Genomic DNA, 19,223 nt, shown 5'->3' on the forward strand with positions numbered 1-19,223 from the left:
GCAGCGTCAGATGTGTATAAGAGACAGAAAAAATTGCGATGCGCAATCAGATCATAAAACACTAATACTCGTCAATTTAAAGTTCGATCCCGCCCTGTAACATTAATGAACCTAACACTTGATGCGCGCCAAAACCATGATGTGGTGCTCGGTGTTAATTGGTTTTTTGGATACCATTCAGACCTTATTTTATCTGGAGCTAAAACAACGACACTTAATATAAAAACCGACCAAGGCACTATCGTCAATAATGTTTTTAAAAACATTACTTTCAAAGGAAATGTTAGCAAAGCACATATGTTTGTTAAAAATGCGACAGATTGGCATCTAGAAGGCTGTACATTTGAGTCAACAAGTAGTGTGAATTTACAGGTGGACTCTGACAGTTTAGCTGCTGTGTTAATTAATGGTGTGAAATTTAATGGAAAAGTCATAATACCTAATAATTCGTATGGCTCAAGAATTATAAGCAACCAAATCGAAGATCTTAATATTTCTGCGAGCTCTGGTTTTGGTAGTGGTCAAATAGGACCTAACAACAAGATTAAAAAACTTAACGTTACACCGGGAGATAACCGTATTAACCTAGTAAGATCTATTTCTAATACAATCTCAATCCTTGAATTTAATAGCGAGACAGGGGGAAATAAAGGGGTTAGATTTGTTTCTCATCTAGATGATATAGGCCAATTCCCCGATAGTCAGCGCAGCACTGATCAATATATTTTCAAAAAATCCAAAGTTAATTACAGAGATATTACATATAATATTTGTGGTGAGTTTAATTCTGGAGATTTTTCAAATAGCTTAAATTCTAAAATCTATGGTTACCAATAAGGGATAATGATGAATAAAAATTATATATTGATGCTTTTTCTGAATGCATTCTTTATTAACCAAACTCTAGCTAGTGAAGAAAGTGAATTACACTATAAAACAGTAACAGCCCTTATTAATAGTGAAACTAGTGAAAATTTAGACGGCGAAAAGGTAACTACATTAGGCTATTACCGTGTTGGAGACTTTGGCGCAGCAACTTATAATTTTAGTGTTAATAAAGGTGATTGTATATTTCAGCTTGAAAATTTGGGGCAGACACTTTGTGCTAAATTAGATATGGGAAATACACAAAGTATCAATATTGAAGCATTTGGAGTGAGGAGCAATACCAGCAACCGGAATGAAGTGGAGCACAACAACGCTGCCATTCAACTTGCATTTAAAACCGCTTCCAAAATAGTTTTGAATGGTCAATATGAGGCATGTCAACTGAGCATCGAAGCAGGAACAGCGATATCAGAGATTGCAGCAAATGCTCCTTTTTCCTCACAGGGCTCAAGCCGTGATGTTGGATTTGTACGTGGTAAAGACTGCCTAGAGATACCTAATACGTTTCTTGAAATAAATAAAAGCGTTATTCTAACGAATATTCATGTAAAAGGAGCGTTTTCAGGTACAACCCATAAGCTTCAAAGTGCTATAAAGTTAAATAACGGAAATTTAACTATAAATAGAAGCAACGTTTCAAATAATGGAAATGCAATAATACATGTTGTATCGAGCGATTCATCTTTAACATTAACTGATTCATTTATCAGTGGTAGTGCAAATCATGGTGTATATTTCGATGAGTACGCTAATGGAGGTTTAATTGTTCACGGAGGTTTTTTCTTTAATTATGGCTCTGAAGATGCCAGTTTTTCATCAAGCATATTGGTTTCAGATAGTGCAACTCCTACTTTGGATATAGACGGGACTCATTTATATCAATATTCTCCTGAAAATAATGTTAGGAGTCAAAATCATATAGCTTTGTGTTTGAGAAGCTGGGGGGATAATTCTAGAATTAGTAATTCTTATTTTGAAAATGACGTCTATATTAATTTCGGGAATCACTGTAAAACAGGTTTGGCCTCACCTAAGTTTAGCTTTAGAACCGCAATTTATAGTGTTAATAATACGTTCATGAGGGATTTTTCTTCTAGTGCAACGTTACGTTCAATTGGAAACAATTATAGAGGTTTGACCGGTGAGGCTGACTTCCCTAGTAAAATAGATGTTTCAAGTAATTACTACAATGTATTATCTCAGTTTGATCATGTTAGAGATGCTAAAAGTGTTAATTTGCATTACCCCGTGCTTTCAGACACTAAAAGTCTAAGTGCCGCAGATGATAGGTGGGTAGAAAGCTTTAATCTAGAAAACAATCAAAATGATGATGTATATAATACACTAGTAAATAAACTACATAATCTGCCAAGCAAAGAGCAAAAAAGTTGGTTAAACCGCTGGTCTATTAGTCATCAGGCCCATTCAAGTAAACAAGTGATTTCCGACGTTATTGATGGAGCACTAGTACTAGGTAATACAGGTATAGGAGGTGACTGGGCTAATGCACAACGCTTGACTTGGAAAAGCCAAAGAATTCGTATAAAGGGTAATACGAAGTTGTATATAGCATATAAAGGTTCAGAGGGGCTGGATGGTAAAAGTTCTGCATACAGTGATTTTATTAAGTTTTATTATGTTGTTTATAATGGTGCGGCAGAAGTAAAGAGGGGCACATTCTTTACTAGGTGGGGACAAATAGAGCAGCACTATATTACTCAAGGGTTTGATATTCCACTATCAGGTGAAGGTGAACTGGTATTATTTATCGACGCAAAAACAACTTCAGATACTGAAAAGTATTATATTAATCAGATCAAGGTAAAGTAAGTTATATTAAGTGTACTAGTGTGATTACCAAGGGATACTGACGGTATAAGTACCAAGCGACTTTGACGTAATCACACTATCAATGTTGCCGAGTTTCAGCAAGTTTTGCTAACCGTAACGCAGTAGTATTCGTACTCTCCCTTAGCCAGGTATTGCGAACGCCGCTTGCATGTATGTCGACGTTTCTTTCAGACTTGAGCAGTCGTGACACTTTGGATTGTCCCATGTATGGGTTAGCTAGTGAGAATTCGATGACAACTTCCTCAATAGCTCTGTCAGTACGATTTTTGTGGTGACGATTTGGCATTTCCTGACGTTTTAACGATTCGATCCCACCTTGTTTTATCAGCTTACGATGGCGGTAAATAGTATCGCAGGGGACACCACTTTGACACCAAACTCATATGGCTTGGCGCTTTTTCCCTCGGAGATACATTCAACACTAGGCTCATGTAGGCTATATAGTTTGTTTTTACTCGTTCTTCTTGCTTCAACAGTTGCTCAGTAATTTTCCGCAAGATGTCTTTTATCACTCGTCTGAGATAGTTTTTCTGTTTTTTCAGTGTTTTCTTAATGCGTTTGAATTGTTTGCCATGAACATAACACGCTACTTTTTTGTGCTGTCTTACGGCCAGTTCGTTCATAACTTTGCCTAAGCGCAATGCCAGCTTACTGAGCGAAATTAACCAGTTTATTGCGGTATTGTTCGAGCAACTTGCTGTCTGTTGAGTTAGCAATATTTTTCTCCATGACAGCTTGAACGTTGAATTGTATTGTTTTTAAGACCCGCATCCACCGTGAGTGACAGCATCAACTCAACGCCATCCTCGCCAATTCTCTTGCGAATACGTGTCATGAACTGGGATCGCAAGGCGGCTCATGCGTAAAAAATTGCATGCCACAACAATATTGCCAATACGGGTTTTCGCACCACATGACCATCGTGTTTTCATCAGACAGTTTATGAATTTGTTTCAGGTATTCGAGACCCGTAAGTAGGCGGATAGGCTTTGCGCAAGTACCTTTACCCCTATAATGCTGTTTGAATTTAGCCTCTAGACGCTGCCAATCAATGAGTTTTTCCAGCTTCACGAGCTCGTGACGCGATGAAACGATATCAATAAGTTCGACTCTTTTGTGGAGTGTGCGTGGTTGATTTTGGTGTCATTTTTACACTCAAATTGCAATGTTTTGGTTATGTGGTTCAAAAAAACTGCAATTTTAGGGCAGAGTTACTTTTTGGTTAAGCTGTGAGCAAAGTGGAATCCCACCCTGACTTCATAACAACTGAACTAAATCAATATTATGCAGATTTCTACAACTAAAATTTTGGTGAATTTTAATTCACCTAGCCTACATACTCCAATCTCATCGTTCAACACTATCTATAAAGCTCCATAAAACAAAGATTTTAAACAAAAAAGTAAGTGATGTGACAAAGTTAAAAACCGGACATTTTTTAGAAAATAAAACCACAAAAAAAGGATAAAAAACCACACTGACTTTCAGCTAAAAAATCACAAATCTAAAACACAAAATATAATCAACAAATAATACAAACTGCAAACATTAGCAAAAAACATTTAATTATTAATATCACCTGCTTTTCAAATACAATACCGCCCCTTTAAATATCAATCATCATCCATGGATTCATTAAGCTTCAATAATGCAGTTAAAAAAACTATCTATTTCTAACCAAATAACGTTAAGTTTCACCTTACTTTTTGTCATTTTCATTGGAGTTGGCTTGATGAGCTACCAAGGAATGAAAGAAGTAAACGCCAATCTGAACGACATAGTCAGAACCAGCATTCCATCGATGGAAACCATCAAAGACATTAAAATTGACTTAGCAACGATACGTAAAGATGAGTTTAGTACTGCGTTAAACCCTGAAGACTCAGAGGTACGAAACTGGCTCGCTATATTAAGAGATCTGAAGAAGTCATTGAATGACAAGATAACATTTTATCAATCATTACCGGTCAGCAAAGAAGAAAAGGCACTGTTCAATGCGTTTATTACCGCTTGGCAGCGATACGTCAATGCCACGTACCGTTATGAGAGCCTCATCATCAATGGTGATGCCAAAGAAGCGAATCGAATCATTTTAGATAGCTACCCCCTGTTTGCCAACGCCATGTCTGAGCTTAGTGAACTGGAAGCACTAAATGATAGCAGTGTTGAAAATTCTGAGCGCTCGGCTATATCAGCAGTTAATAGCACCTTATTTACTTTAGCGATTTCTGGATTACTCGTTGCAATAACCATAGTCATTATCTGTATGCTGTTGAGTAAAGCGATTAAGACACCGCTCGCTTTATCCGTGGATCTTGCGAGTAAAATCTCCCGTGGTGAGCTAAATCATGCGATTACACTTGAAGATACAGGCAAGAACGAGCTCGGTTTATTGACCCAATCTTTAGAAAAAATGCGTTCACAGTTACACGCCTTAATCACCATGATCAATGACTCTGCCATTCAATTAACTGCAGCGGTAGAAGAAGTAAATGCCATTTCTTACCAAAATGCCCAAGGTATGAATGTACAACAAAATGAGCTGCAATCCGTCGCATCCGCGATGACACAAATGCAAGCAGCGATTAGTGAAGTAGCTAAAAGTACAGAAATGGGCGCTGAGTCAGCAAATCAAGCAAGTGAAAAGGCCAGAGAAGGCAGCGACGCACTTAAATCAAATATTAATCATATTTCAGACGTTGCGCAAACAGTCACAGCTGCAGGCGAGCTTGCCAATAATCTCGAGAAAAACTCACACAACATTAATGTGGTTGTTGACGTAATTAGAGAAATCGCGGAGCAAACGAATCTATTGGCATTAAATGCCGCCATTGAAGCCGCTCGTGCAGGCGCGCAAGGGCGTGGTTTTGCCGTTGTTGCGGATGAAGTTCGCTCACTGGCCCAACGCACCCAAGATTCAACCACGCAAATTGTTGAAATCGTCAACGACCTACAAACCAAGTCGAAGGAAACTGGCATGGCAACCAAGACCTGTGAACAAGGTATTGCACTTTGTGTTGAGCAATCAGAAGTCGCTGGCAATATGATCCATCAAATTGAATCTCAAATTGATAGCATCGCAGCAATGAGTACGCAGATAGCGTCAGCTTGTCATCAGCAATCAGTGGTTTCAGAGGAACTGAACAAAAATATCGAAACTATCAATTACTCAGCCGTTGAAATGACCGAAGGTGCCAACCAAACCGCGACGGCATGTAATGAAATGAGTAAACTTGCCCACGACTTAAAGTCACAAGTCGACAAGTTTACGCTCTAAAATACCGCCATAATGGATAAATAGCGCCTAAGCCTACGTACGGCTAGGCGCTATATAATTGAGGCACTTTATCATCGGAAAACTATACTCGGTAACAGACATCGCAAAAGTTGACTGCTGCGCTCACTTCAAGGTTGATTCTACAAACCTCTTAGCCGCCTCATGGTTATTATCTAATTGCAATAACTGCCGATAAGTAACACCTGCATTGGTTTTATCTCCTTTAATAAGATAGGCTTCGGCAAGACTGTCATAGGTATTCACGCTTTTTGGGTGTGCCGTAACATTCAATTTGAAAAATTCAATTGCGGCGTCGTAATAACCGACTTCCAATAATTGATACCCAAAGCGATTTAGCTGGCGCTCACTCAGCCCCTTCCCTTCGCGAACCTGTTGTTGATAGTTTTTAATCGCAATTTCAACGCCGTCAGATAGAATCGTTGCAAAAAGCAGCCGATATGGACTTAACTTAGGCGCTGCTACAGCCCTACCTGCAAGGATTTCAAGTATGCCATCAACCATCTGTGTCAATGGCGCGCCACCTGTATTATCCAGCAAAATAATAACCGTTTTGTCCTCCAATACTCTTGCAATCTTAGCCCCAAACCCTGGGATGCCACCAGCATGGTGTACCAGCGTTTTAATTTGACTGGCATCTTCTTTGTCGGTGACTTCCCAGCCAAACCCGTAATTTCTATGTTTAGAAGGGGTAAATAACAATGTCTTGGTCTCAGGCGTTAATAGCTTATCTGTGTATAATGCCCGGTCCCACTTATACATATCTTGCACCGTTGAATACATTGCGCCTGCGGAAAAAGGCACTGTCATGTCAATAAAATCGGCATGTTTGAACCCCTTCAACGTGGTATCGTAACCATTCGCTAGGCCTTTGATTACCTGCTTATGATCGGCAAATCCAGTTTCTTTCATATCTAACGGTACTAATATTTGCTTTTCAAGTAGTTGCCAGTAACTTTTTCCGCTCACAAGCTCAAGGATACGCCCAAGTATCGTGTAGCCGGCATTGCTGTAACGAAACGCAGAGCCCGGCTCAAACAACAAGTCTCCTGAGCAGAAATGGTCGATAAACTCATCGCGGTTATAAGGGTTGTGACTTTGCACTTGGCGAAATTCAGGGTGTTTAAACACATCAGGTAGGCCTGACGTGTGATTAAGTAATTGCCTTATGGTAATTTGGTTTCCCGTATCCTTTCGGTATTTAGGTAAATAACTGGAAATATTAGCATCAAGCTCAATCTTTCCTTTCTCAACCTGTTGTAATACCAAAAGCGCGGTAAACTGTTTGGTCACTGATGCTAGCTTAAATTTAGTATTGGGCTGATTTGCTATTTGCCACTCTACGTTGGCAAACCCATAACCTTGTTGCAGTAACACCTCAGATCCTCGAGCAACCAAAGCGGTACCATCAAACTCTTTAATTTGGTGATACTGCGCGATATAGTCATCTAGTTGTTTTTGCAGTTGAGTCGTCGCCTGAGCAGGCATAGAAAACAAGCATAAAAATAACAGTAAATGGGGTAATGCTTTCATGTAAATCCTTGTTTATTGTTATGACGAGTCTTACTCTACGTATTTAATGTTGGCTTGCCAGTGCGCTTTGGTGACATTGCGTGACAGAACAATTAAAAGCATTTAAATCAATAAAATAAAAAATACAGGATTTATGACTTGCAGTATCAGTTGAATCAAAAATGGGACTTTGATGTATCTTCTCGCACCATCAGTCATCGCGATGTATCTCATGTATTGACACCGCTCGCACATAGATTGTTGCTGAACCTGATTGAGCATGCACCTCACCTTGTGAGCCACCAGCAATTAGAACAACAAGTTTGGCTTGGTCGAGTCGTGACTCATGATGCGATTAAAAAACAAATAGCAAGGCTACGAAAGCTCCTTGAAGATGATGCCAATAAACCAGAATATATCGTGTCTGAACGTAGCGTCGGATACCGCTTTAGCGCAACCGTTGATAAGATATATCATAAACCGCAAGCGCCAGCAGTAAAGCGATTTACTACTCTAGCCGGCGGAAGTATCGGCCTAGCTCTGGCGTGTATTATTGGTATATATCACTCCCCTTTTACCTCACCATTTTCTTCAACAAGCTCTGACGCAACACTGAGCATCGCCCAGCAACACTTTACCCAACAAACTTTAGAAGATAATTTACGGGCGATAGCGCTGTATCAGCAAAGCATCACCACATCACAAGACGTAGATGAGAGTTATAAGGGCTTGAGTCGAGCTTTATTGAGCGACTATAACTTATATAATCAGGTTGCAGACGCGCTGACGAAAAGCCGGAACAATACAGAAAAAGCGCTGGATTTAACACCCGATAGTCCATCAGTAAAACTGCTTTTGGCTCAAGTCCATACTCTTCAAGGGCATTACCATCAAGCACAACAACTTCTAAATGACACCATAGCAAATACGCCGAATTGGCCTCTGTTAAAGTCACACCTAGCCGAGACCTATCTCTTGCAAGGCAACACCATTGATGCATACCCACTAGCACGCCAAGCTTATAAGGCTTCTCCCAGCGAGCCTAAGGTAGTTGCTAGCTACCTCCACTGCCTGCGCAAAATGTATATGGCCAACTGGTTTAACAAGGTACTTATCAACGCCAGCCCTGAAGTAAAGGGATCTCCTTGGATACAACTAGAACACGTCCAGTTTTTACAGCAACAAATGCAGCATAAAAAAGCCATCCAACACCTTAACTTATTAGCCAAAGCCGCGCCAAATGCTCAGACATTAAACTGGTTCACAGCCCTTTCTTATCTAAGTAACAATCATCATGATAAAGCGACCAATGTTTTAGCGCTGACTGTTGAAAAGCACGGTCGATATGCATTATTCAGTCAATTATACTTGTCATTTCTCACTGCTAAGCATCAATCAATAAGTAGATATACCGATGATATTGCCAACCAGATAAAGGCCGGCAACCAAAACCCTGAATTAGTCTTTAGCCTCGGCCTCATCAGCCTTTACCATCAGCAAAATGACAAGGCTCAGGACTATTTCAAACAGGCTATTCAACAGGGATTTAGTGACGAGTTTAGGTTTAAAGCATTGCCTTTCAACATCACAGGAGATCAAGCTCATTTTGTAGATAGCATTGTTGAGCAACTTACTCTGACTAACTTAAAGAAAAGAATAAAGCGAACACCAAAGTAGTCACTGTGCGCTATATACCAATAAGTTAATTGGCAGGTCTTAGCGTTTCGATTACCTGAGCATCAACCCAAAAAATATCAGCATCTCTTGAAGGTGTGGTACGGTTAAAAAACAGATATTTGCCATCGGGCGTTACACTCGCTGACGCCTCCCGCGAACTCGTGTTTACTTTGTCTCCCAAATTAATCGCTTCGCCCCAACTACCGTCTTTCAAACGAAAGCTGATATAAAGATCCGAGTTACCAAACCCTGAATCTCGAACCCCGTCCCATATAATGTAGGAATCATCGGGCGCGATAAATGGATGTGCATTATATAGACCGGTGTTAATTTCAGGACCTAATTTAACCGGTCTTTGGCGTTGACCGTCTTTCACCTCAGAGATCCTAATAACATCGCCACTTTTATAATCGTCAAACACATACGTACCACTCGCAGATGCACTTAACCGCATGATCCCCCAGCTTTCTTTATCAAACATAGGGCCTAGACTTTTGGCTTCAGACCAGCTCCCCTCTCGACGCGTCATAACATATTTCCCCATATGCATGGTCACGCCATCTGGTGCTAGTAATGGCCTGCCTACTCTTGGACCAACAACCGTTTCATGCCACTGTTCACCTCGCTGCTCGTATGCAATCAAACTCCAACGGTTCACGTTCAGATCCTTTCGCGTAAAATAAAAAGTTTTCATGTCGGGAGAGAAAAACGCATTGTGATCCCTGTTCTCTGTTGACACCGTGCCAAGCGCAAATACTTGAGGTGTGTCCTCAGGTGGTGTTTGGCCAAGATAAGGACCTATTAAAGATACTTCTGCGTTTTGAGCAAGGCTCTTGCTGACCATTACTAAAGTTACGAATAGTATCAACCATTCAGACGTCAATAATTTGTTATCCATTTTTATCTCCCTATTACTAATTAAACTTTTGAAATCAATTACAAAGGGTGTTCAAGCTAGCAAGTAGTGAGAGTGATGCCATGAAATTTGGATGAATTTTCGCTGATTTTAACGTTATGCTTTTCTATCTTCTTCATATAAGTTAATGTTTTTATTTGTTTAAGCTAACATTACAGGTGCTGTAAGCGCTATTCATTGAGTTCATCTCAGTTTTAAACGTACCGCTATATTTTATTTATATGTTCACGTTGAGCGTGTGATACTCATCTGATATCGGCGCGATTTTTGCAGGATTTTTATTGTAGAATAAGCGTAATGCCATTAGCAGTTTTAACGTCAAAAGTTTAGCCCATGACCAAGATTCAAAGTGTAATCAACAAGCAGTATCCAGAACACATTGCCGTGATCACTGAAAACGGCGAATCCTATACTTATCGAGCGCTGCTTGATGATGTTGCAAATGCAGCAAAACCCTTACAGCAAAAGGCATTACTTTTTATCATCGGAAATAATGATTACCCATGCCTTGTTCATTACCTAGCAGCAATTGAGGCTGAAGTCGTAGTACTGTTTTTAAGTGCAAATATGGCAACTGAGCAGCTCGAAACGCTAGTGTGCACATACCGACCTGACTATGTTTTAACCAAAGCAGAGAAAGCAAGTATTTTCTCTAAGTACACAGTTTTAAGCTCACAGGATCAATATCAATTACTATGTGACCCCTTAAATAAACCTCACGCTTTACACCCCCAATTGGCATTTTTGGCTTCAACCTCGGGATCAACCGGCTCACCAAAACTCGTTAGATTTTCTAGACAAAACCTATTGAGTAACGCGCAAGCTATCAAAGAATATTTATCTATCACCCCATTAGAGCGCGCTATTGTACATTTGCCTATTAGCTATTCTTATGGATTATCTATTGTAAACAGCCATTTACTTGCGGGTGCCTCAATTTATCTGACAAATGAAACGATAATGGACAAGTCATTTTGGGAAAATATGACGGCTCACGAAATTACCAGTTTCTCAGGAGTACCATTTCATTATGAATCACTACTGAGAATGAAGCTTGATACCATGAAATTGCCCCATCTTAGAACGATGACACAAGCAGGTGGTAAATTAGCAGAGCGATATTTGTCAAAGATACAAACATTGACGAACAAAATGGGTATTAATTTTTGGGTGATGTACGGTCAAACGGAGGCTTCACCGAGGATATCTTATATGCAGCCTAGTGATTTGAATACGCACCTTGGCAGTATCGGTAAGGCAATTCCGAGAGGAAAACTATGGCTCCAAGATGAACAAGGTAACGACATCACAAAGTCAGGCGACATAGGCGAGCTAGTCTATGAGGGAGATAATGTATGCTTAGGTTACGCTGAAACTATTTTCGACTTATCTAAAGGTGATGAAAACCAAGGCATTTTGAAAACAGGCGATTTAGCAAGCTGCAAACAGGGCTATTTCTACATAGAGGGCCGTTTAAAGCGCTTTATCAAAGTGTTTGGAAATCGTATATCTCTGAGTCATGTTGAAGCAACGTTGCAAGAATTAGGGTATGAAAGTGTCGCTTTTGGCACTGATGATAAGCTAAATATTGCCATTGTAAATGGCGAAGAAATTGATCTACGAACACTTAAAAAAACGTTCGCAGAACTATTTTCCATTAATTATACAGCCATCAAAATTCAAACTGTTTCACACATTCCTCGATTAGAAAGTGGCAAGGTAGATTATCAATGTCTTATGAAGTAGATGAAGTAATATTATCTGATTGGCCACCATACGCATGGCCTAAGCAGCAAAAGCAATCTGTATTAATATCAAAGTTGGCTGAACTAGATCAACTTCATTTATCTCAATGTCCGCCATTTGCAAAGCTTAAGCAGTCTATGCCTAATATTGACTTAAATAGCCACCCATTTAGTCCGTTTTTTCCTCTGCCAGTCAGACTATTTAAATCTCAAGAATTAAAAAGTGTACCACAAGAAAGTGTTATTAAGACGATGATGTCTTCGGGAACCTCTGGACAATCCGTTTCCAAAATTTATCTCGATAAAAGAACATCAGCGCTGCAAGTAAAAATACTCTCTAAACTAGTTACTCACTTAATTGGTAAACAGCGCCTTCCAATGCTAGTTATCGACTGTCCGTCTACCGTCAAAAATAGAACAAAGTTTTCGGCTCGTACTGCGGGTATCTTAGGGTTTTCAATGTATGGGCGAGACATCACTTACGCATTGAATGATGATATGACAATAAACTTTGATGCTCTCAACGCATTCATAGACAAATATCAAGGACAGAAAAAGTTTATCTTTGGCTTTACTTATATAGTTTGGCTTCATTTTGTTGAAGCCTTAGAGCAATTGAGCAAAAAAATTGATTTATCCGAAAGCATTTTGCTTCATGGTGGTGGCTGGAAGAAAATAGAAGCAAATAAGGTAACCAAGTCACATTTTAAGTCTAGATTAGCTAACGTTACTGCAATCCAGAGTGTACACAATTACTACGGTATGATTGAGCAAACAGGGTCTATCTTTATGGAGTGTAAACAGGGCCACTTCCACTGCTCATCATGGTCTGAAGTAATAATTAGAGATTTTAAAACATTACAACCAGTTAAAGATGGTAATTTGGGGCTTATTCAATTAATTTCTGCACTCCCTCATAGCTACCCTGGACATAGTATCTTAAGTGAAGATATCGGTGTAAAGCTTGGAGAAGATGACTGCCAGTGCGGCTGGAAAGGTACCTATTTTGATGTACTGGGTAGAGTAAAACAAGCGGAAGTGAGAGGGTGCAGTGATACTTATTCCAAATAACATTCAAGCTCACTTTACCACCTTAGTTGGCTCAGCATCTGATTTTCATATTCAGCCAACAAGGGTTTGGGAAGAGCAGACCATATCGTTTTTAAATACACTTTCAGCAAGGCTACGACGACATCCAGAGGCAAATACGCTTCCAGATCTAATGGCGCTCGCGTTTTGGCTAAGAAAAGCCAACCTTTTATCAATGAAAACAAGCCCCTACTCAAACAGGCTATCTGTAGGGCTGGGTTTAACCTTTCATATTTGCCCAGCAAACGTACCGATAAACTTTGCTTATTCACTCGCATTTGCGCTACTTGCAGGTAATAGCTGTGTTTTGCGCTTGTCATCTAAATCAAACCGCAGCACAGATATTGCGTTACAAACTCTCTCGCAATTATTATTAGAGTCTGAGTACCAACCAATCGCCCAACGAGTTTTTCTTATTCGCTATGCTCATAATGATGATGTCACTGCATTTTGGCTTAGCCAAGCAGCAGGAAGAGTGATTTGGGGCGGTGATCATACCATTAATAAAATGCGCCAATTTGCCACACCTCCTCGCTCTAGAGAAATAGCGTTTGCAGATCGCTACTCTCTATGTTTGCTTGATGCTACCTACATTAGCTGTTGTTCTGACGACCTTATCAATACCCACTGCCACCATTTTTATAATGATATATATCAGCTAGATCAAGCGGGCTGCTCGTCACCTCAGCTGTGTGTCTGGCTTGGTGATGACTCTTCGGTTATAGAAGCAAAAAGTCGACTTTGGCAATGCTTAGCTGACATTGCGGCAGATAAATACGCGATTGAAGATATTCAGGTACTAAATAAGTTTGTGGATACTTGTAATGCAGCTATTGACCATGAGGATATCGCCAATATTGAAATTGCTTCACCTGAACTTACTAGGATTGAAGTAAAATCCATCAATATTTCTCAACAAAGCTTCCGTGGTACGAGTGGATTAATCTACGAAACCAGAATTAAATCGATAGCGCAGCTTGCCCCGCTAATCAACGAGAAAGTGCAAACTTTGAGCTATTTAGGCGTTGAGAAAAGTACTATTGCTGAGTTTATCTATAGCAATGGCTGTAGTGGAATTGATCGTATAGTCCCCATAGGTAACGCACTGAATATGCACAATTTATGGGATGGGTACGATATAATAACGACATTATCCCGAATCGTAACTATCGACTAAGATATTTAAACAAGGCTTTGTAAAAAATGGAAAAATTCAGTTTAAACTGTGTTGAACTACAAGAATATCAACCTAACCGCTACCCTTTTCTCATGATTGACCATGTTGAGGAAGTTATTCCCGGGAAATATGCCAAAGGCTATAAAAATCTAACCATGAATGAGTGGTACTTCCCTGTACACTTTCCTGATGGTCCAAATATGCCTGGTGCCCTGCAACTCGAAGCGTTAGCGCAAATGCTAACGGTCGCGATTACTACTCTTCCCGGCTTAAAGGGTAAAGTAACACATGCCTTGCAACACACCGTGCGCTATAAAAGAGAAGTAAAACCAGGTGAAAAGTTTGAAATTGAAACTGAAGTACTGTCTTGGAAAAGAGGTATTTGTAAAGGAAGGGGCGTGGCAAAGGTTAATGGCGAAATAGCCTGTGAGGCCGATATGATGATTACCATTCCGGAAATCCTCGAGCAATATCTGCCAAAAAAGAAAACTGAGTTATGACCGCTAAAGTAGATATTATTATTGTTGGCTCTGGTGCAAGTGGAGCAGCCGCTGCTTGGCGTCTCAGCCAGGATAGCAACCTATCTATAGTTTGTATTGAGCAAGGTCGCGAATCTAACCCAGCCCAATACCCTACGACCAAAGCGGATTGGGAGCGAGATAAGCAACGGTCAGCGAGTTTTGACCCGAATGTTAGAGCCAACAAGGCTGATTACCCAATTGATAACAGTAATTCCGCTATATCTCTTGCCAATTTTAATGGCTTTGGTGGTAGTACCATCTTATATTCAGGGCACTTTCCGCGCTTTCACCCTTCTGACTTTGCCACATATAAGCTTGATAAGGTTGCAGAGGATTGGCCATTTGACTACCAGACGCTCACTCCTTACTTTAATCAAAATGAAGAGATGATGGGCGTTGCAGGGTTAGTTGGAGATACTGCATACCCTGAATATGAAAACTTATTGCCGCCAGTAGCGATGGGGCGAGGTGCGAAAAAATTGGCTCAAGCTTTTAATCGGCTTGGCTGGCATTGGTGGCCGTCATACAGTGCTATCAATACTAAAAACCACCAAAACCGACCTCCTTGCATAAATTTGGGCCCGTGTAATACCGGGTGTAGTCAAGGTGCCAAAGGCAGCGTTGATATTACTTACTGGCCGCAAGCAAAGTTACAAGGCGTTCAAGTAATGACTGAATGCCGTGTTTTTGATATTCCAGTTGATAAAGAACAAAAAGCAACAGGAGTAAAATATTATGACAAACATGGAAGTGAGCAATTTTTAGCCGCATCCCTTGTCATTCTCGCTTGTAGCGGGATAGGTACACCTAGATTACTACTAAATAGTAAATCCGAACTTTTCCCTAATGGGCTATTAAACAACTATGACCTTGTTGGTCGCAATTTGATGCTACATCCACTCGCATATGTCGAAGGTGTATTTGATGAACCACTTGATACAAGCATCGGTCCACAAGGCTGTAGTATTTATTCTCAACAATTTTATGAAACGCAAGAAGATAGAGGCTTTAAACGCGGCTACACATTGCACGTATTAAGAGGCTCTTCAGCAGTAGATAGCGCGTGCTCCGGATACATAACGAGAAGAATACCTCTTGGAAAAAACCATCATCAGGCCTTTTCGCAATATTTTAACCATAATATGGGCATTGCCGTCATTTCTGAGGATTTACCAGATCCTGAAAACCGTATAGAGCTTGATTATTCGAAAACGGATAGGTTTGGTATGCCCGGTATCAAAGTGCACTATTCTCTACATGAAAATACAAAAAAAATGCTCGAGCATGGTATCGAACAAACTAAAAAGTTATTCGCCGAAGCCGGAGCGAAAATTTCAGCAGCTCATTATCCTGTGAAACATGCGGGTTGGCACCTAATGGGAACAACCAAAATGGGAGCAGATAAAACAAATTCAGTGGTCAATGAACATGGGCAAGCACATGAAGTAAGCAACCTTTTCATCGTCGACAGCAGCGTTTTTATCACATCAGGAGCTGTCAACCCAGTCGCTACTGCCCAAGCTTTAACTCTAAAGTTTTGTGACCACATCAGTAAAAATATAAAGAGTTGGGTAGTATAATGAGTTTATCGCAATTTCTAGATGTTATTTTACCTTCAGATACAAGCCTTAATATGCCCTCTGCGATGGATCTGCATATAGATAAGGCTTTAGCAAACCTATTAGAACCACAGCAAATTGAAGAGTTTTTATTCATTTTGAATAATGTTGCGCAAGAAAAGTTTTCGAACTCATTGTCCTTCCTTGATGAAAAAAGCTACTTACTTTGCATTGAAAAAGCTAAGCGAGTGGATGTTTATTTAGTCAATTATATCGTCCAACAATGTCTTACTGCCTACTACACTCACCCTAGCGTGTTAACCAAAATTGGTTCCGGCGCAGTGCCTCCTTTTCCTGACGGGAACTCTTTGGAAAGTGATGACTGGCTGCTGCTTGAGGATGTGTACGAACGTGGGCCTATTTACAGGAAAGTCATATGATACCTTACATTGCAGGGCAACTTGCTAAAAATAAAGTGGCCGTTGTAACTGGCGCAAACAGGGGGATCGGCAAAGCGATTAGCGAGACCTTGTTGGCACATGGTTGCACGGTAATCGCTGCTGTCAGAGACATTGAAACCGCAAAGGCAAGTTTGACACATCAAGATAATCTGCACTTTGTGAAATTAGATCTAAACCATGAAGATAGTGTCAAATCCTCGATAAAAGATATTAGAGCAATTTCTAAAACGGTCGATATATTGATAAATAATGCTGGAGTTGCAATGGGTGGATTGTTTCAAATGACTTCAATGCATGATGTTAAACAGCTATTTGAAGTGAATTTGTTCAATCAGTTATTGCTAACTCAGCAGATTTCAAGACTAATGCAGCGACAAAAACAAGGGTGTGTAATCAATATTCTTTCAAGTGCAACGCATCAAATTGATCGCGGTACACTAGCGTACGGAAGTGTCAAATCTGCGTTTGAGCGCGCGAGTCTAAGTATGGCAGTAGAACTTGCAGATAGCGGTATTAGGGTGAATGCTATTGCGCCAGGTGTCACTAGCACCGATATGGCTGAAGAGATGGATGAACAAGCAAGAATAGACTTAGTCGCTAAAAGTTTACTGAAAAAGGCTGCGATACCTCAAGACATTGCAAATACAGCTTTGTTCTTATGTAGTGATTTAGCGACGCACATCACAGGCCAAGTGCTCAACGTTGATGGCGGTTTAATTTAAAGAGGAATGTAATGAGTTATCCAGAATTAACTGAGTTTGCACGTACCATGAGGCAAAAGATACTCGATATTAGCTATCACAGTGGCACATCTACTCATATTGGTGGTGCTCTGTCTATGACTGATGTCATGGCGGTACTCTATGGAAAAGTACTTAATTTTGACGCCCAAGATCCTCGCTGGCCAGAACGAGACCGTTTCATCTTAAGTAAGGGCCACGGTGTACTTGGATTTTATCCTGCACTGCTTGGCGCAGGCATCATTTCTCAAGAAGTTTTTGATACCTTTCAACAAAATGGCAGTGATCTAATCGCCCATCCCGTGATGAATCTTGATTTAGGGATTGAGTCCTCTAATGGTAGTTTGGGTCACGGCATATCAATGGCGGTGGGAATCGCTTTCGCGGCTAAAAAACAAGCAAAGCCTTTTCATACCTATACATTAGTTGGTGATGGTGAAACCAATGAAGGCTCCGTATGGGAAGCTGCTATGTTGGCATCCCACCTAAAGCTGGACAACCTAACCGCTATCATAGACTACAACAAACAACAAAATGATGGCTTTGGAAAAGATGTACTTCACATCGACAATATGGCAGAACGATTTCGTGCTTTTGGCTGGCATGTTATTGAAGTTGACGGTCATGATATTGATGCCATTGTTGAAGCTTTTGAAGAAGCTCCTCTAAATAAGCCTAAAGCCATCGTCGCTAATACGATTAAAGGAAAAGGTGTTTCTTTTATGGAAGGCGATAACGCATGGCATCACAATCGTCTAACTAAAACTAATTACGAAGCAGCTGTCGCTGCCCTCAATAAGTCAAATAACGAAAGGAGCGACAATGGAAATAACGTCTAAAAGTGCACGTCAGTGGGCGAGACTCGGTCCGAGAGGGGTGTATGGTCAAGCTATTCTTGCCATAGCAGATAAGCACGATGACCTTATGGTAATGTCAGCTGATTTGGCGAGTTCATCTGGGTTAGAACGTTTTCGCACGACCTACCCAGATAAGTTTCTTAATGCTGGTATTGCAGAGCAAAACATGATTGGCGTAGCAGCAGGACTTGCAAAGGAGGGGTACAATGTTTTTGCCTCTTCCTTTTCACCCTTTATCGCCATGCGGGCAAGCGAACAAATTCGAATGAATTTGGGTTACATGGAGCTAAATGTTAAAGCTGTCGCAATCGGTGGTGGGATAAGCATGGGATTTTTGGGGAACTCTCACTTCGGAATCGAAGATATGGCGGTCATGCGTGCTATCCCAAATTTAACCGTTGTGTCCCCTGCAGACTGTGTTGAAGTCGTGAAGTTAGTAGAATCCGCGGCCAGTTTCAAAGGCCCCATGTATATACGCCTCACAGGCACAGCAAACTGTCCAATCGTCTACACAGATGATTATGAATTTGAAATAGGAAAATCAATTCTGCTTAGGGAAGGGGTTGATGTAACTCTTATCGCTTGTGGCTCAATGGTTTACCAGTCTTTGCAGGCCGCCGAATTACTCGCGGAGCAAGGAATATCGGCATCCATCATTAACATGCATACTATCAAGCCTTTGGATGAAGCTAGACTGCAAGAAATCATCGCGAAAGGCAGACCTATTATCACCGTCGAGGAACACTCTAAAATTGGAGGCCTTGGTAGCGCCATTGCTGAATATTTATCGCCTTTGGGCAGTGGTACTCGTCACCTTTCTGTTGCCCTACCCGATGCATACATAAAAACAGGTGATTACGATTATATGCTTGGCGAGCTAGGGTTGGACGCAAAATCAATAGCTCAAAAAGCAGTAACATTTCTCACTAAGTAAT

17 protein-coding genes are annotated in these 19,223 nt (G+C 40.6%); 13 read left to right on the forward strand and 4 right to left on the reverse strand.

Annotated features, from left to right (window positions below; translation table 11 throughout):
* Positions 1-105: 105 nt before the first annotated feature.
* Entirely contained in the window at positions 106-837 is a 732-nt protein-coding gene (locus BB427_RS03130; RefSeq protein ID WP_069018905.1) for a hypothetical protein, read from the forward strand.
* Between the two features lie 9 nt (positions 838-846).
* Positions 847-2,718 (forward strand): hypothetical protein, encoded by a 1,872-nt coding sequence (locus BB427_RS03135; protein ID WP_069018906.1) that lies wholly within the window; start codon positions 847-849, stop codon positions 2,716-2,718.
* A 350-nt stretch (positions 2,719-3,068) separates the two neighbouring features.
* Here the strand turns inward: BB427_RS03135 and BB427_RS03140 are convergent, their stop codons facing one another.
* Together BB427_RS03140 and BB427_RS24830 are read right to left on the reverse strand one after the other, a co-directional pair.
* Positions 3,069-3,455: a hypothetical protein gene (locus BB427_RS03140; RefSeq protein ID WP_139119010.1), complete on the reverse strand. Its 387-nt coding sequence runs from the start codon at positions 3,453-3,455 to the stop codon at positions 3,069-3,071.
* A gap of 115 nt (positions 3,456-3,570) precedes the next feature.
* Positions 3,571-3,810 carry a transposase gene (locus tag BB427_RS24830; RefSeq protein WP_175401233.1) on the reverse strand — a complete coding sequence of 80 codons (240 nt, stop codon included), beginning with the start codon at positions 3,808-3,810 and terminating at the stop codon, positions 3,571-3,573.
* A gap of 577 nt (positions 3,811-4,387) precedes the next feature.
* Between BB427_RS24830 and BB427_RS03145 the strand changes: the two genes are divergently transcribed.
* Positions 4,388-6,016 carry a methyl-accepting chemotaxis protein gene (locus tag BB427_RS03145; RefSeq protein ID WP_069018908.1) on the forward strand — a complete coding sequence of 543 codons (1,629 nt, stop codon included), beginning with the start codon at positions 4,388-4,390 and terminating at the stop codon, positions 6,014-6,016.
* A 123-nt stretch (positions 6,017-6,139) separates the two neighbouring features.
* On the opposite strand, the gene BB427_RS03150 is transcribed toward BB427_RS03145, so the two are convergent.
* Positions 6,140-7,567 (reverse strand): serine hydrolase domain-containing protein, encoded by a 1,428-nt coding sequence (locus tag BB427_RS03150; RefSeq protein WP_069018909.1) that lies wholly within the window; start codon positions 7,565-7,567, stop codon positions 6,140-6,142.
* A gap of 138 nt (positions 7,568-7,705) precedes the next feature.
* Between BB427_RS03150 and BB427_RS03155 the strand changes: the two genes are divergently transcribed.
* Entirely contained in the window at positions 7,706-9,223 is a 1,518-nt protein-coding gene (locus tag BB427_RS03155) for a winged helix-turn-helix domain-containing protein (protein ID WP_069018910.1), read from the forward strand.
* Positions 9,224-9,248: 25 nt separating this feature from the next.
* On the opposite strand, the gene BB427_RS03160 is transcribed toward BB427_RS03155, so the two are convergent.
* Positions 9,249-10,121: a PD40 domain-containing protein gene (locus BB427_RS03160; protein ID WP_069018911.1), complete on the reverse strand. Its 873-nt coding sequence runs from the start codon at positions 10,119-10,121 to the stop codon at positions 9,249-9,251.
* Positions 10,122-10,472: 351 nt separating this feature from the next.
* Here BB427_RS03160 and BB427_RS03165 point away from each other — a divergent pair, with 351 nt between their 5' ends.
* The 9 genes from BB427_RS03165 to BB427_RS03205 are packed head-to-tail and all read left to right on the forward strand — an operon-like array spanning position 10,473 to position 19,222.
* Positions 10,473-11,885, forward strand: a complete 1,413-nt coding sequence (locus BB427_RS03165; protein ID WP_069018912.1) for an AMP-binding protein — start codon at positions 10,473-10,475, stop codon at positions 11,883-11,885.
* Positions 11,870-12,955, forward strand: a complete 1,086-nt coding sequence (locus BB427_RS03170; RefSeq protein WP_039496802.1) for a LuxE/PaaK family acyltransferase — start codon at positions 11,870-11,872, stop codon at positions 12,953-12,955. Before BB427_RS03165 ends, BB427_RS03170 begins: the two co-directional genes overlap by 16 nt.
* Positions 12,936-14,150 (forward strand): acyl-CoA reductase, encoded by a 1,215-nt coding sequence (locus tag BB427_RS03175; protein ID WP_069018913.1) that lies wholly within the window; start codon positions 12,936-12,938, stop codon positions 14,148-14,150. Before BB427_RS03170 ends, BB427_RS03175 begins: the two co-directional genes overlap by 20 nt.
* Before the next feature lie 26 nt (positions 14,151-14,176).
* Complete coding sequence (fabZ, locus tag BB427_RS03180) at positions 14,177-14,650, forward strand: 3-hydroxyacyl-ACP dehydratase FabZ (protein ID WP_039496798.1); 474 nt, start codon at positions 14,177-14,179, stop codon at positions 14,648-14,650.
* Positions 14,647-16,251, forward strand: coding sequence for a GMC family oxidoreductase (locus BB427_RS03185; protein WP_069018914.1), 1,605 nt, complete (start codon positions 14,647-14,649; stop codon positions 16,249-16,251). Before fabZ ends, BB427_RS03185 begins: the two co-directional genes overlap by 4 nt.
* Positions 16,251-16,670: a hypothetical protein gene (locus BB427_RS03190; RefSeq protein WP_069018915.1), complete on the forward strand. Its 420-nt coding sequence runs from the start codon at positions 16,251-16,253 to the stop codon at positions 16,668-16,670. Before BB427_RS03185 ends, BB427_RS03190 begins: the two co-directional genes overlap by 1 nt.
* Complete coding sequence (locus BB427_RS03195) at positions 16,667-17,413, forward strand: SDR family NAD(P)-dependent oxidoreductase (protein WP_069018916.1); 747 nt, start codon at positions 16,667-16,669, stop codon at positions 17,411-17,413. Before BB427_RS03190 ends, BB427_RS03195 begins: the two co-directional genes overlap by 4 nt.
* A gap of 11 nt (positions 17,414-17,424) precedes the next feature.
* On the forward strand, positions 17,425-18,270 hold the full coding sequence (locus BB427_RS03200; RefSeq protein WP_069018917.1) for a transketolase: 846 nt from the start codon (positions 17,425-17,427) through the stop codon (positions 18,268-18,270).
* Positions 18,254-19,222, forward strand: a complete 969-nt coding sequence (locus BB427_RS03205) for a transketolase family protein (protein WP_069018918.1) — start codon at positions 18,254-18,256, stop codon at positions 19,220-19,222. Before BB427_RS03200 ends, BB427_RS03205 begins: the two co-directional genes overlap by 17 nt.
* Position 19,223 lies beyond the last annotated feature (1 nt).

The sequence above is a fragment of the Pseudoalteromonas sp. BMB genome (genome assembly GCF_001709235.1).
Lineage (GTDB): Bacteria > Pseudomonadota > Gammaproteobacteria > Enterobacterales > Alteromonadaceae > Pseudoalteromonas > Pseudoalteromonas maricaloris.

Excerpts from the sequence above, each read along its gene's own strand:
- fabZ (WP_039496798.1), top strand. The coding sequence starts at position 14,177 with ATGGAAAAATTCAGTTTAAACTGTGTTGAACTACAAGAATATCAACCT.
- BB427_RS03165 (WP_069018912.1), top strand. The coding sequence starts at position 10,473 with ATGACCAAGATTCAAAGTGTAATCAACAAGCAGTATCCAGAACACATT.
- BB427_RS03135 (WP_069018906.1), top strand. The coding sequence starts at position 847 with ATGAATAAAAATTATATATTGATGCTTTTTCTGAATGCATTCTTTATT.
- BB427_RS03145 (WP_069018908.1), top strand. The coding sequence starts at position 4,388 with ATGCAGTTAAAAAAACTATCTATTTCTAACCAAATAACGTTAAGTTTC.
- BB427_RS03150 (WP_069018909.1), bottom strand. The coding sequence starts at position 7,567 with ATGAAAGCATTACCCCATTTACTGTTATTTTTATGCTTGTTTTCTATG.
- BB427_RS03190 (WP_069018915.1), top strand. The coding sequence starts at position 16,251 with ATGAGTTTATCGCAATTTCTAGATGTTATTTTACCTTCAGATACAAGC.
- BB427_RS03195 (WP_069018916.1), top strand. The coding sequence starts at position 16,667 with ATGATACCTTACATTGCAGGGCAACTTGCTAAAAATAAAGTGGCCGTT.
- BB427_RS03205 (WP_069018918.1), top strand. The coding sequence starts at position 18,254 with ATGGAAATAACGTCTAAAAGTGCACGTCAGTGGGCGAGACTCGGTCCG.
- BB427_RS03200 (WP_069018917.1), top strand. The coding sequence starts at position 17,425 with ATGAGTTATCCAGAATTAACTGAGTTTGCACGTACCATGAGGCAAAAG.
- BB427_RS03185 (WP_069018914.1), top strand. The coding sequence starts at position 14,647 with ATGACCGCTAAAGTAGATATTATTATTGTTGGCTCTGGTGCAAGTGGA.
- BB427_RS03170 (WP_039496802.1), top strand. The coding sequence starts at position 11,870 with ATGTCTTATGAAGTAGATGAAGTAATATTATCTGATTGGCCACCATAC.
- BB427_RS03160 (WP_069018911.1), bottom strand. The coding sequence starts at position 10,121 with ATGGATAACAAATTATTGACGTCTGAATGGTTGATACTATTCGTAACT.
- BB427_RS03130 (WP_069018905.1), top strand. The coding sequence starts at position 106 with ATGAACCTAACACTTGATGCGCGCCAAAACCATGATGTGGTGCTCGGT.